Source organism: Oribacterium sinus (assembly GCF_963553175.1).
Classification (GTDB): domain Bacteria; phylum Bacillota; class Clostridia; order Lachnospirales; family Lachnospiraceae; genus Oribacterium; species Oribacterium sinus_B.
In genome coordinates this window covers 1-14419 of the sequence record NZ_CAUVME010000022.1, presented here as the reverse complement: position 1 = coordinate 14419, position 14419 = coordinate 1, and the positions used below count along the sequence as shown (strand labels likewise).

Here is a 14419-nt window from a genome sequence, read left to right as displayed (position 1 = left end):
ACTCTGCGTCGGTGCTCTTCATAGAATAAAAAGAGACCTATGCCACTCAGAAAAACTGGGTTGCATAAGTCTCACATTTTCAGTAGATACCAGCAGTTTCCTGCATGCAATGTTGATATCCACGAGCTAGGCTCTTGTTACTCCCTTATGAAATATATAACGGGAGTAAGTATAGCGGGAGATTTCAAAAAAAGCAAGTGAAATTTTAACAATATCATTTCACAAAAAAATCACAAAAGAATTAGCACTCATCACTTGACAGTGCTAACAACGCGTGTATAATGGAGCTATCTTAAGGAAAATAAAGGAGGTACTCCTATGAACATTAATCGTTTTACCCAAAAATCCGTTGAAAGTATCAACAACAGCCAAAAGATTGCTATGGACCACGGCAATCAAGCCATTGAACAGCTTCATATTTTATATAGTTTGTTAGACATTGAAGACAGCCTGATTGAAAAGCTTCTGGAAAAGATGGAAGTTCCGGTAGGAGACTTTAAGAGAGCGCTGGAAGAGAAGATTAACAGCCTGCCTAAAGTTTCCGGGGGACAGCAGTATTTTTCCCAGGACGCCAATAAGGTTATGATGAATGCGGAAGACCATGCCAAAGCCATGGGAGACGAATATATTTCCGTAGAGCATCTTTTCCTGGCTCTCCTAAAGGATGGAGATAAGAAGATTCAGGAGCTTTTCAAAGAATTTCATATTACCAAGGACGGCTTCTTACAGGCTCTGTCCTCCGTTCGAGGAAATCAGAAGGTAGTTACGGACAACCCGGAAGGCACCTATGATTCTTTGAACAAATATGGCTATGAAATGGTGGAAAGAGCCAGACAGCAGAAGTTTGACCCCATTATCGGAAGAGATGACGAAATACGTAACATCATCCGTATCCTTTCCAGAAAGCAGAAGAATAACCCCTGCTTAATCGGAGAACCCGGGGTTGGTAAAACCGCTGCGGTAGAGGGCCTGGCCCAAAGAATTGCCAAGGAAGACGTGCCGGATTCCTTGAAAAAGAAGAAGATTTTCGCCCTGGATATGGGTGCATTGATTGCCGGCGCTAAATATAGAGGAGAGTTTGAAGAAAGATTAAAGGCAGTTTTGGACGAGGTGAAGAAGTCCGAGGGAGAAATCCTGCTCTTCATCGATGAGATTCACAACATTGTAGGAGCCGGAAAAACCGAAGGCTCCATGGATGCCGGAAATCTCTTAAAACCCATGCTGGCCAGAGGAGAGCTTCATTGTATCGGAGCCACCACTCTGGATGAATATAGAAAATATATTGAAAAAGACCCTGCTTTGGAAAGACGTTTTCAGCCTGTCATGGTGGACGAGCCGGATGTGGAAGACACCATTTCCATCCTAAGAGGTATTAAGGAGCGTTATGAGGTTTACCACGGGGTAAAGATTACCGACTCCGCACTGGTTGCGGCAGCTACCCTTTCCGACCGTTACATTTCCGACAGGTTCCTGCCGGATAAGGCCATTGACCTTGTGGATGAAGCCTGCGCCATGATTAAGACCGAGATGGACTCCATGCCGGAGGAAATGGACGAAATGCAAAGAAGGATTTTGCAGCTCCAGATTGAGGAATTGGCTTTAAAGAAGGAAGAGGATCAGCTTTCCAAAGAAAGACTGGCCACCCTTCAGAAGGAGCTCTCCGAGCTTAGGGATCAGTTTAATGTGCAGAAGGCCCAGTGGGAAAATGAAAAGAACGCCGTATCCAAACTTCAGACTCTTCGTGAAAAGAAGAATCAGTTGCAGGCGGAGATAAACATTGCGGTTCAAAAAGGAGAGTATGAGCAGGCTTCGAAGTTGCAATATCAGGATCTTCCGCAGATTGAGAAAGAGCTTGTGGAGGCGGAGGAACTTGCGCAGTCTAAGGAAGCCCAGGGCTTGGTACACGACAAGGTGACAGAGGAAGAAATCGCCAAAATTATCAGCCGTTGGACCGGCATTCCGGTAACCAAGTTAAACGAATCCGAGCGTTCCAAGGTGCTTCATCTGGACGATGAAATCCATAAGAGACTGATTGGACAGGAAGAGGCGGTGACCAAGGTAACAGAGGCTATTCTTCGTTCCAAGGCCGGAATCAAAGACCCCACAAAGCCTATCGGTTCCTTCCTCTTCTTAGGACCTACCGGTGTAGGTAAGACGGAGCTTGCCAAGTCCCTTGCCCAGAACCTCTTTGATGATGAAAATGCCATGGTACGTATCGATATGTCCGAGTACATGGAAAAATATTCCGTGTCCCGTTTGATTGGTGCGGCTCCCGGCTATGTAGGTTACGAAGAGGGAGGACAGCTGACCGAGGCGGTTCGAAGAAAGCCCTATGCGGTAGTGCTCTTTGACGAAATCGAGAAGGCCCATCCGGATGTGTTCAACATCCTCTTACAGGTGCTGGATGACGGACGAATCACCGATTCTCAGGGACGGACGGTGGACTTTAAGAACACCATCATTATCCTGACCTCCAATATCGGTGCCCAGACGCTTCTGGACGGTATCTCTGAAAATGGAGACATTCCGGAGGATGTACGGAAGGAAGTTATGGAAGCCCTTCACGGTCATTTCCGCCCGGAGTTCCTGAACCGTTTGGATGAAATCATTCTCTTCAAGCCTTTGGTACAGAAGGATATGGAAAGAATCGCCGATTTGATTCTGAAGGACATCAATAAGCGTTTGCAGGAGCGTCGTTTGCACATCCATCTTCAGAAGGAAGCCTTAGACTTCATCTTGGAAAATGCCTATGAGCCCGGCTTCGGTGCAAGACCGCTGAAGCGTTATATGCAAAAGCATGTGGAAACATTGGTGGCTAAGGAAATTCTGGAAGACAGGGTAAAAGAAGGTGACAATATAGAAATCCGTTTGCAGGACGGAAAACTAACTGCGGCGGTGGTTTAAAAAAGATGGCTTGTGTTTCATAAGAGGCGCTTGTTAAGATAAGGAAAAATGAAGATAGCAGAAGGGGAACTTACAGTCCTTTCTGCTATTTTTTTGATTATGCGCAGGTATAGAGATGCCCTATTCTTTGATTATACGCAGGTATAGGAATTTTTCTGACAAGCAGTTTAGGTGAATCAAATAATTTTGTATTTTTACTTGTAATTTCCACGGATTAAAAATATAATAAAAGTGTGATTTATAAGCACAAAAATATAATAAAAATGTGAGGATTGTTTTTGTGGAACGATTTATCTTAAAAAAATTGCTGGATTGGAAGAATTCTCCCTATCGCAAGCCATTAATCTTGAAAGGCGTACGTCAGGTGGGTAAGACTTGGATTCTGAAAGAGTTCGGCAGGCGCTATTATGAAAATACAGCTTACTTTAACTTCGACGAAAATGAAGAATATAAGCAATTTTTTGAAACGACTAAGGATGTGAATCGGATTCTACAAAACCTTATGCTGGCAAGTGGTCAAAAAATTGTGCCTGAAAAAACCCTTATTATTTTTGATGAGGTACAGGATTGCCCGAAGGTCATCAACTCCATGAAGTATTTTTGCGAGAACGCACCGCAGTATCACCTTGCCTGCGCCGGTTCTCTGTTGGGTATTGCGCTAGCGAAACCCTCCTCTTTTCCGGTGGGTAAGGTCAACTTTATGCAGATTGACCCGATGACCTTTAAGGAATTCCTACTTGCCAACGGTGATGAAAATCTGGCACAGTATCTGGAACAGGTGGACAGTCTTGAACCCATCCCTGATGCCTTCTTTAATCCACTGTATGAGAAGCTGAAAATGTACTATGTCACCGGGGGGATGCCGGAGTCGGTATTGATGTGGACGGAGGCGCGGGATGTTTCTGCCATGCAGGAAGCATTGTCCGGAATCATCGGAGCCTATGAGCGAGATTTTGCAAAACATCCTAATCTCAGCGAGTTCCCGAAAATCTCCATGATCTGGAAATCTATTCCTTCCCAACTAGCAAAAGAGAACAAGAAGTTCATCTATAAAGCGGTCAAGGAAGGAGCCCGAGCCCGTGAGTACGAGGATGCCTTGCAATGGCTGGTAGATGCCCGTTTAGTGCATAAAATTTATCGCAGCTCAGCTCCCGGTCTGCCAATTGCAGCTTACGATGACTTGTCTGCCTTCAAGATTTATCTGGTGGATGTGGGACTGCTCCGCCGTCTGGCACAGTTGGCTCCCACTGCCTTTGGCGAAGGTAACCGCCTTTTTACTGAATTCAAAGGCGCATTAAGTGAAAACTTTGTGTTGCAGACTTTAATTACTCAGTTTGAAGTTATGCCCCGGTATTGGAGCCAAAACAACCCGCCTTACGAAGTGGACTTCCTCATTCAGCGGGAGAATGACATCTTTCCCGTGGAGGTCAAATCCGAAACCAACACAAGCAGCAAGAGTATGAAGAAGTTCAAGGAACTCTTCCCTGATAAGGTCAAGCTCCGCATCCGTTTCTCATTGGACAATCTGAAACTGGACGATGATGTGCTGAATATCCCGCTGTTTATGGCAGACCAGGCGGATCAATTGATTGGGTTGGCATTGGAAAAGATGGAGCACTGATTTATATAGCTTACCGGAAGGGAGAAGACAACTATGGTGAAAACGGAATCAATCACAATACAAGTTCCGGTAGAAATGCGTAAGTATCTGGAAGAGCTTTCACCGGAGTTGGAACTACGAAGAAATGCACTTTTACTATATCCCTATATTTTAAATCAAAGTATTTCTCATGGAAGAGCAGCAGAAATACTGGGAATTGGGAAGTCAGAGCTCCTTGATATCTATGATAAGCTAGGGTATTCCTATTTGGGTTTGATTCAAGATGAATTGGAAGAAGACTTAGAAACATTTCGTCAAATTAAAGAAAAATGCAAAAAACTATAGAAAATTTATAGAGATAGGAGTGATGATATTGAACAAAAAAGATTTAACTATCATAAGTGATAAAGAGTATATACAAATGCTTGAAAAAATAAAACAATCATATCAAGACGGGCAACTTAAAGCAGCAGTTTCCGTTAATTCTGAAATGCTAAGGTTCTATTATAGTTTGGGAGAAGAAATCATCAGCTTAAAGGCAGAAAGTAGATGGGGAAGCGGGTTTTATAAAAAGCTAAGTTCGGATTTACAAAAGGAAATTCCAAATGTTAAAGGGCTTTCTGTTACTAATTTAAAATATATGAAAAAATTTTATGAAATGTATTCCCCATTAAATCGTCCACAGCTTGTGGACGATTTACGAATATCACAAAGCAGTGGAAATTTTGATAAGATTTTTAGTATCCCTTGGGGGCATCAAAGATATATTATGGATAGATGTGAAGGAGATTTGAATAAAGCATTTTTCTTTATATCGAAAACATTAGAAAATAGCTGGAGCAGAGCTGTGCTCTTAAATTTCTTGGATACAGACCTGTTTGATAGACAAGGAAAAGCGATAACAAATTTTACAAATAATTTGCCTGCTTTACAAAGCGATTTGGCCAATGAAATGACAAGAGATCCCTATAATTTTGACTTTATAGCTATCAGACAAAATTATGATGAAAAAGAATTGAAAGACGCTTTAATGGATAATATTCAGAAATTCTTATTAGAGCTGGGGACAGGATTTTCGTTCGTGGGTAGAGAATATAGGCTTGTAGTTGGAAATTCAGAAGAATTTATTGATATGTTATTCTACAACATTAAGTTGCATTGCTATGTAGTTGTGGAGGTTAAGATTTCTGCATTTAAACCTGCGGATATAGGGCAACTTGGAACCTATGTGACATCTGTAAATCATATATTAAAGGGAGATGGAGACAATCAAACAATAGGCCTTTTAATCTGTAAGACAAAGGACAATGTATTGGCAAAATATGCTTCTGAAAGTTCAAGAGCACCTATTGGAATTTCAGAATATCAACTACAAAACTTAATTCCTGAAAGTTTAAAAGGAGCATTACCAAGCATAGAAGAAATCGAAAATGAACTAAAATAAATTTTCACAAGACGGTAGATTAAAAAAATCTGTCGTCTTTTTTATTTGAAGCAAGATGTTCATAAATTTGTATGAGAGAATTGCTAATGATTTCTTGATAGATTTAACAGTGATGTAAATGCGGTTTATAGAGAAAAGATTCTGATTTTATGTTATACTTTTCGTTTAGAGCACTGCCTTTCTAAGGATGGGCAGGAGGATTTTCCCATGTGCTAAGGAAGAGCGAAGCGGAAAGAACGGCGAGGGACAGACCAGGCCGAAAAACAGAGTGAAACAACAGAATTAGAATAAGCTGAATAATCAGAATAAAAATCAGAACAAAGTAAAATTAGAAACATTAGAGCAAAATCAGAACAAAGCAAAACCAGAAACATTAAGCAATAGATTTTAAGGGGGACTATGGAAGAAGCAGAGAAAATCATTTCGGTGGATCAGGTAAGCAAGGTCTATCGTTTATACGATAAGCCCATAGACCGGCTACTGGAAAGCATTAGCCTTCGGAAAAAATCTTACCATAAGGATTTCTATGCCCTGCGAGACATTTCCTTTTCCGTAGGAAGGGGAGAGGCAGTGGGGATTATCGGCACCAACGGCTCCGGTAAGTCCACCATGCTGAAGATTATTACCGGGGTACTCAGTGCCACCACGGGAAAGGTGGAAAGCCGGGGAAGCATATGCGCTCTTTTGGAGCTGGGAGCCGGCTTTAACCAGGACTATACCGGTATTGAAAATATCTATATGAACGGCACCATGATGGGCTTTAGCAAGGCAGAGATGGATGAGAAGCTCCCTGCCATTTTGGAGTTTGCGGATATTGGAGACTTCGTGTACCAGCCCGTAAAGTCCTATTCCAGCGGTATGTTTGTCCGTCTGGCCTTTGCCCTGTATATCTCCATTGACCCGGAGGTTTTGATTGTGGACGAGGCCCTGTCCGTGGGAGATGTGTTCTTTCAGGCCAAATGTTATCACCGCATGGATGAATTAAAGCGGAAGGGTACCACCATTTTGATGGTAACCCACGACTTAGGCTCGGTAATGAAGTACTGCGACAGGGTGGTGCTTTTCCACAAGGGAGAAAAGGTTGGGGAAGGCCTTCCCGGACAAATGGTGGATAAGTACAAGAAGATTTTGGCAGGAAAGGATCCCCATGCCGAGCAGTTTATGGAGGAGCAGAACTTCCTTGGCAATGTGGACGGAGAGCGTAGGGGAAATGCCGGAAGCGGCGGAGCTAATAGCAAAGTCGGTAAAACCGGAGCCGATGGCAGCGGAATAGCCGATACAGCCGGAAATACGGAATCTGACGGGATCGGCCAAGAAGGCGTATCCGGAGCCGGCACTGCCAAAACCACCGGAGCCGCCACCGCCGGTACAGTCGGAACCACCGAAAAAAACGTCGGCACAGGCATAGCCTCAGGAACCGCCGAACCCGCATCCCCCGAAGCCGGCCAATTTTCCCAAAAACCTACAGGCTTTATGAAAGACCATTTGACCATAAACCCCTCCAGCCAGCAGTACGGCAACGGTAAGGCGGAGATTCTGGACTTCGGCGTGCTGGATAAGGACGGGCGCCCAAGCAATGTGCTACTAAAGGGCGAGGAATTTTCCATCAAAGAACGGATTGTCTTCCATGATGATATCGCCGCCCCCATTTTCACCTTCACCATCAAGGACAAGCGAGGCATGGACCTAAGCGGCACCAACACCCTTTTTGAAGGCAAGGAAATTCCGGCGGTAAAGAAGGGGGACGAATACTACTGCACCTTTACCCAGAGAATGAATCTGCAAGGGGGGGAGTACCTTCTGTCCATTTCCTGCACCGGCTTCGAAGAGGGGGAGCACACGGTTTACGACAGAAAATACGACATTACCAGTATCACTGTTTTATCTAATAAAAACACCGTAGGAATTTATGATATGGAGTCGGAAGTGACTCTGGAAAGGCATGAGGCATGAGTTTTTCGAAGGTGCAATCCAACTTAATCGAATGGATTTCGTTTTTCCCCGGAGAAGGGGGGCTGGAGAAGGACAGCAAGGTCCTGCTTTTGGCAGAAAAGGACAGCCAGGAGCTTTTTGAAAAGCTACTACGAAAAAGAGTAAAAAGCATCAGTCTCCGTTTGGAGGAAGACCGCTTTGACTATATCATCATTCCGCTTCTGACCAAGCGGCATTTGATGCTCTTCCAGGGTTCCCTGGAGGAGATGCTTCGCACCTTTTTGGAGAAGTGGTTGCTTCCCGGGGGCGAAGTGATTTTGGGGATGGAAAATGAGAATGCTCTGGAGCGCATTTCCACCGGCTATTACGAGAAGGAGCCGGCTTACCAAAGCTATGATGCTTTGAAAATGCTGGAAGAGAGCCTGAAAAAGGACTACCCAAAGGCTAGGGCAAGTCTTTATTTTCCCATGCCTTCTCTGGACTATCCCATTCATTTTTATACAGAAAAAAGACTTCCCAAGGAGGGAGAGGAGAGCTACGGCTATGTGGCCCTGGGAAAGAAAGGGGTTTTCCCCCAGTTTGCCCCCAGCTTTCTCTACCGCTTCCGGGGAGATGCCACGGCTATCCTTTCCATGAAGGATGTGCACAGCGAGGAAGTGGAGTACATCAAATACAATTCCGGCAGAAAGCCGGAGTATGCCCTGAAAACCGAGATTCTTCGGGATAAAGAGGGCGTTAAAAAGGTCTTAAAGGAAGGCATCGGGGCGGAGGCCAATGCCCACATTGATTCCTTACCCAAGAAGCGGAAGCTCCTTAGCGAAAGCTTTGCCCGGCGGAAGATTCAGGTTTTGGAGGAAGAAGGCTTTTGGCGGGCCTATGCCGGTTCCCAGTCCCCCTCCAGCATTTTGTACCCCTTTGTAAAGGGAAAGAGCATCGGAGAAATTCTGGGAGACTTGATATCCCAAGGAAAGGCGCCGGTAAAGGAAATCCAGGAAGCTCTTCATCTTCTTTTGGGAGAGGAAAGTTTCATAAAGCCTGCCAACTTGGATTTACTTTTTGAAAATGTCATCATGGACGGAGATCAGGCGGTGCTCATTGACTGCGAGTGGGTGAAGGAAGAGGGAGAGGAACGGCTTTTCCTCCTGTATCGCATTCTCCATTACTGGTACGAAGAATATAAGGACAAATTAAAATACAAGGACGAAGAAAGCTTCTTCCGCCTGTTTTCCATCAACAAGCCGGAGCTTCTTTCCTGCGAGCGCAAAGAGGCCATTTTCCAGGAAGAGGTTCATGGAGAGGGACAGGAGGAAAATGTTTGGGCTTACCAGCAAAGTCGTATGAGCCCGGAAAATTTCCAAAAGCAGAAGGAAGAAATTGCCCTTCGGAGAGAGCAGATCCAATATTTGCAGGAAGAGCTGAAGGAAAAGGAAATTTCCGTAAAGAAAGAGCGGGAGGTCAATCGCCTTACCAATGTGCATGTGGGCAATCTGGAAAATGTGATTCGTGCCCATGAGCGGGACATTGCCCAGCTTCAGGAGGAGCGGAACTATTTTGAACGGCACCAAAGCCTGCCTTCCAAGATCAGAAGACGGCTTTCCGCCGCCTTTAACCGTCGTTTTCCAAAGGACAGTAAGAGAAGACTGATTCTTCACTACATGGGACGGAGTTTGCTTCACCCCTTTAAAACCCTGCCTTTATATTTCACGGCAGAGGGAAGAAATCGGATTTCCGGACATTTTAAAATCGGACAGGCCTATTTTGACGGGGGAAAGGTTTGCCTTCCCAAGGTGGACAATCCCAAGGTCAGTATCGTGATTCCTTGTTATAACCAGATTCACTACACCTACCGCTGTTTACAGTCCATTCTCCGTTTCACAGACCCTGCGGAAACACCCTACGAGGTAATTATTGCGGATGATGTGTCCACGGATGCCACCAGAGATTTACGGCTCTTTTCGGAAAATCTGGTGATTGCCCGGAACAAGGAAAATATGGGCTTTTTGAAAAACTGCAATCAGGCCGCCGCTTTAGCCAAGGGAGAATACATTTTCTTCCTGAACAATGATACGGAAGTGACGGAGGGCTGGTTGTCCTCCTTGGTGGAGCTGATGGAAAGACGGCCGGATGCGGGAATCGTAGGCTCCAAGCTGGTGTACCCGGACGGAAGATTGCAGGAGGCAGGCGGCATTATCTGGTCCGATGCTTCCGGCTGGAACTACGGCAGACTGCAAGACCCGGAGGATCCGGAGTACAACTATGTGAAGGAAGTGGACTACATTTCCGGTGCCGCCATTTTGGTGCGGACAAGCATTTGGAAGGAACTGGGAGGCTTTGACGAGCTCTTTGCTCCCGCCTACTGCGAAGACTCCGACCTGGCATTTTCCGTACGGAAAATGGGTAAAAAGGTGCTGTACCAGCCCAAGTCCAAGGTCATCCACTATGAAGGCATTTCCAACGGCACGGATGTGGAAGGAAGTGGCCTGAAGCGTTACCAGAAGGTCAATCAGGAAAAATTTAAGGAAAAATGGAAGGAAGAGCTGAAAAAGCAGTGCGTCAATATCGGAAGCCCCAACCCCTTCCAGGCCAGAGAACGGGGCATGGGCAAGCGCTATGTGCTCTTCGTAGACCACTATGTGCCCACCTTTGACAAGGACGCAGGCTCCAAAACCACCTACCAGTACCTGAAAATGCTGGCGGAAAAGGGCGTGCAGATAAAGTTCTTAGGAGACAATTTCCTAAAGGAAGAGCCCTACACGGAAGCTTTGGAGCAAATGGGCATCGAAGTCCTTTACGGCAGTAAGATGCAGGGTGGCATTTGGAAGTGGATGGAAGACAATAAGCAGATGATTCAGATTGTTTATCTGAACCGCCCCCATATCGCCTCCAAGTACATTGACTACATCAAGGAAAATACGGACTGGAAGATTATTTTCTACGGTCATGACCTGCATTTCCTTCGCCTGCAAAGGGAGTATGCCCTGAAGCCAAGACCGGAGCTTTTAGAGGAAATCGCCTACTTTAAGAGCATGGAGCTTTCCGTCCTGCAAAAGGCGGACATCAGTTATTACCCCTCCAACTTAGAGGTGGAGGAAATCCACAAGATTGACGACAGTATTCCGGTAAAGGCCATTACCGCTTATGTGTTCTCCGACTCCGTACAGGTGGAGAAAATGACAGAGGGCCGGGAAGGAATGCTCTTTGTGGGAGGCTTTGCTCACCCGCCAAATGAGGACGGCGTGCTTTGGTTTGCCAAGGAAATCTTCCCCTTAATGAGAAGACAGCTTCCGAACATTTCCTTCCGCATCGTGGGCAGTAAGCCTACAGAGAAGGTTCTGGCTCTGGGAAAGCAGGAGGGTATAGAGGTGCTGGGCTTTGTCAGTGACGAAAAGCTTCATAGCCTCTATCAGGAAAGCCGAATGGTGATTGTGCCCCTGCGCTACGGAGCAGGCGTGAAGGGAAAAGTGGTGGAAGCCCTCCACGAAGGAGCCGCCATCCTGACCACCCCCTGCGGAGCGGAAGGCATCCCGGGCATTGAAGAAGTAGTAGCTATCGAGGGAGAAGAAAGAGAATTTGCGAAAACCGGAGCGCTGCTGTACCAAAACATACCCAAGCTTCGGGAAATGGGACAGAAGTCCCTGGAATTTGTGGAAAAAGCATTCTCCACAGAGGCGGTATTTGATGGCATTCGGGAAGACTTCGGTCTTGGAAAAGATGGAGAAGTGCTGGACTGGAAGAAATAGAAGCAAAGTTATAGCAGTCATCTTATAGAAGTAAAGTAGTCGAAACGATTAAAGTAAAGTGGTAGAAACCAAGCCATTTGTACCAAGCAATCAAGTAAGGCAGTGAAAATCAAGCTATCGGCGCAGAGAGTTTTGATAACTCGATAGAATTCTGTGCCGGTAGCAATCATTTTATAGGGAGGGAAAATGCAAGCAATCTTATTATGTGGAGGAATGGGCACCAGACTTCGTTCCGTGGTTTCGGACCGTCCCAAGCCCATGGCGGATATTTGCGGAAAGCCCTTTTTACAGTACCTTCTGGAAATGCTCCGGGACAAGGGTATTACGGAAGTGATTTTTGCCCTGGGCTATATGGGGGAGATGATTGAAGAGTATTTTCAGGACGGCTCCGCCTTCGGCCTAAAGATTGCCTATTCCTATGAGGAAGAGCCACTAGGCACCGGGGGCGCCATCCGAAATGCCCTGCCGAAGATTTTGGAGGAAGAGGTACTGGTGCTGAATGCGGACACTTATTTTCCCATGGATTATCAGGGACTTCTCCGTTTTCATCAGGAAAATGACGGAGACTTTAGCCTTGCCACCCGAGCTGTACCGGATATTTCCCGCTACGGCGCAGTGCGAAGAGATGCAGCAGGCCGGATTTTGGCATGGAATGAGAAGCTGGAAGATGGTGGGCAGCCCTTAGCCGGAGAAATCAACGGAGGCATCTATGTGATGAAGAAGAGCCTGATTGCGGAAATCCCTGAAGGAAAGCAAAGTCTGGAGCAGGACTGCGTCCCCAAATGGCTCTCCGAAGGAAAACGAATCTTCGGTCTTCCCTTCGATGGCTATTTCATGGATATCGGCATTCCTAAGGACTATCAGCAGTTTATTACGGATGTGGAGCAGGGAAAGCATGGAAAATAAGGCATTGAGAAAAACCGTATTTCTGGATCGGGACGGCACCATCAATGAGGAGATTTCCTACCTGCATAAAGTAGAGGACTTTCGTTTTCTGCCCCATGTTTTAGAGGGCTTATCCATCTTGGTAAAAGCCGGCTTTCAGCTGGTGGTGGTCACGAACCAAGCCGGAATCGGAAGAGGCTATTACGGAGAAAAGGATGCAGAGGTACTCCATAGTTATCTTCGGGAAGAGCTTCGGAAGAGAGACATTTTCCTGAAAGGCATCTATTACTGTCCTCACCATCCGAAAGGAATAGGAGCTTATCAGAGGGAATGCGATTGCCGAAAGCCAAATCCGGGAATGCTCTATCAGGCGGAGTGGGATTTATTGCGGGGAAATGAAGCAGAGTTTCCCATTCAAAGCCCTTACCGCTTAAGCCGGGAAGAACGGGAAGCATTGGAGCAGGAGCACAAGCAAGCAGAGCGAAAGGCTTGGCTTTCTCATTCCTATATGATTGGCGATAAAATCTTAGACTGTGAAGCCGGAGAAAACTTCGGCGTACAGCCTATCCTTCTGGCTACCGGCTACGGGAAAGAGGAGAAAAAGAAGCTGGAAGAGGAAGGGAAGCCTTGCCCTCCATACTTTGAAAATTTAGAAGAAGCCGCAAGATGGATTGTGGAGAGGGAGCTGTATTCATCATAGGAGTTCGCTTCAAGGTAATATAGGCATGAAATCGGGCACGCTCCCGCTAGCTTCGCCTTCGCAGTGAAGGACTGGACTGTATTCATCGAAGGAGTTCGCTCCGATGCGGTATAGGCATGAAATCGGGCACGCTCCCGCTAACCTCGCCCTGCAGCGGTACTAAGCGAAAAACTGCAGTACCTTTGTTTTTCGCAAGTACCGGCGGGCTCATATTGCCCTCTTTCATGCCTATACTGCATCGGTCGCTCTCACTTATTGTTTATACAGCCCTTCACTTCGCCGGCTTTTGGTAAGTATCGGCGAGCTCAGATTGCCTCTCTTTTAGCCCTATATTGCATACAACATAATTTTTATATTTACAGCTTCTTTTGTTAGAAGGGAGTATCGCAAGCCTGCGGTACTCCCTAGTACTTTGTTAAACCGACATTCAAACCGACATTCAAACCGACATTCAAACCGACATTTTGATGTCGCTTACTAGCCTCGATTGATCCATAACTCCGATAGAAAGATTAATTTTTTTGAGATATTGACGATGCTCTCGGCTTTAGAGCTGGCGGATTTTTTGAATGGACAAGTTATTTACCATTTACATTCATCATTACTACCATTAAACTCTTTCAAAAGTTCAAATTCTTCACTTGTTTGAAAGCTTTTATGGTTTTATGGTTTGCTCCATCGCAGCATTGACATATACACTTGAAAAAGGAGAAGTTATGGAATTAAATTATATTGAGCCACCAAGCATTGGTGAAATCCTTCGAGAAGAATTTATGGAGCCGATGGATCTGAGCGCATATAGCATTGCACAAGCAATTCATGTTCCTGTTTCCAGAATCCAAGACATTCTGCATAATAGACGAAAAATCACGATTGATACCTCTCTCCGGCTCGCAAAGCTATTCGGTGTTTCGGATGAGTATTTCATCAATATGCAGAATGACATTGATATTCGAATGCAGAAAAGAAAGCTGGATCTCGAACTACAGCAAATTAAAACAATACAATATGCATAATGGTACTATAAAAGAGAATTGTAGCAAGAATGCAGCAGGCTCAGACTACCCCTCTTTCAGCCCTATATTGCATACAACATAATTTTTATATTTACAGTTCCTTTTGTTAGAAGGGAGTATCGCAAGCCTGCGGTACTCCCTTGTTCTTGTGCGCCTAGCGGCGCACGTTTCTAACGGGTTAAAGTCCCGAATCCGCCC

Annotated in this window: 9 protein-coding genes; all 9 read left to right on the top strand. The window is 45.6% G+C overall.

The window, feature by feature from the left end; all coding sequences use genetic code 11:
* The first annotated feature begins 318 nt into the window (after positions 1-318).
* The 9 genes from clpB (at position 319) to RYO92_RS07135 (ending at position 14221) form a co-directional block, all read left to right on the top strand.
* On the top strand, positions 319-2904 hold the full coding sequence (gene clpB / locus RYO92_RS07175) for an ATP-dependent chaperone ClpB (protein ID WP_315369944.1): 2586 nt from the start codon (positions 319-321) through the stop codon (positions 2902-2904).
* A 280-nt stretch (positions 2905-3184) separates the two neighbouring features.
* Positions 3185-4525, top strand: coding sequence for an ATP-binding protein (locus RYO92_RS07170; protein WP_315369943.1), 1341 nt, complete (start codon positions 3185-3187; stop codon positions 4523-4525).
* Between the two features lie 33 nt (positions 4526-4558).
* Complete coding sequence (locus RYO92_RS07165; RefSeq protein ID WP_315369942.1) at positions 4559-4849, top strand: hypothetical protein; 291 nt, start codon at positions 4559-4561, stop codon at positions 4847-4849.
* Between the two features lie 28 nt (positions 4850-4877).
* On the top strand, positions 4878-5948 hold the full coding sequence (locus RYO92_RS07160; RefSeq protein WP_315369941.1) for a PDDEXK nuclease domain-containing protein: 1071 nt from the start codon (positions 4878-4880) through the stop codon (positions 5946-5948).
* 399 nt (positions 5949-6347) lie between these two features.
* The gene (locus RYO92_RS07155) at positions 6348-7901 is read left to right on the top strand and encodes an ABC transporter ATP-binding protein (RefSeq protein WP_315369940.1); all 1554 of its coding nucleotides are present in this window, start codon (positions 6348-6350) and stop codon (positions 7899-7901) included.
* Positions 7898-11620 carry a glycosyltransferase gene (locus RYO92_RS07150; protein ID WP_315369939.1) on the top strand — a complete coding sequence of 1241 codons (3723 nt, stop codon included), beginning with the start codon at positions 7898-7900 and terminating at the stop codon, positions 11618-11620. Before RYO92_RS07155 ends, RYO92_RS07150 begins: the two co-directional genes overlap by 4 nt.
* A gap of 186 nt (positions 11621-11806) precedes the next feature.
* Positions 11807-12526 (top strand): nucleotidyltransferase family protein, encoded by a 720-nt coding sequence (locus tag RYO92_RS07145; RefSeq protein ID WP_315369938.1) that lies wholly within the window; start codon positions 11807-11809, stop codon positions 12524-12526.
* The gene (locus tag RYO92_RS07140) at positions 12516-13205 is read left to right on the top strand and encodes a D-glycero-alpha-D-manno-heptose-1,7-bisphosphate 7-phosphatase (protein WP_007158205.1); all 690 of its coding nucleotides are present in this window, start codon (positions 12516-12518) and stop codon (positions 13203-13205) included. Before RYO92_RS07145 ends, RYO92_RS07140 begins: the two co-directional genes overlap by 11 nt.
* Positions 13206-13921: 716 nt before the next feature.
* Positions 13922-14221 (top strand): HigA family addiction module antitoxin, encoded by a 300-nt coding sequence (locus RYO92_RS07135; protein WP_314635782.1) that lies wholly within the window; start codon positions 13922-13924, stop codon positions 14219-14221.
* Positions 14222-14419 lie beyond the last annotated feature (198 nt).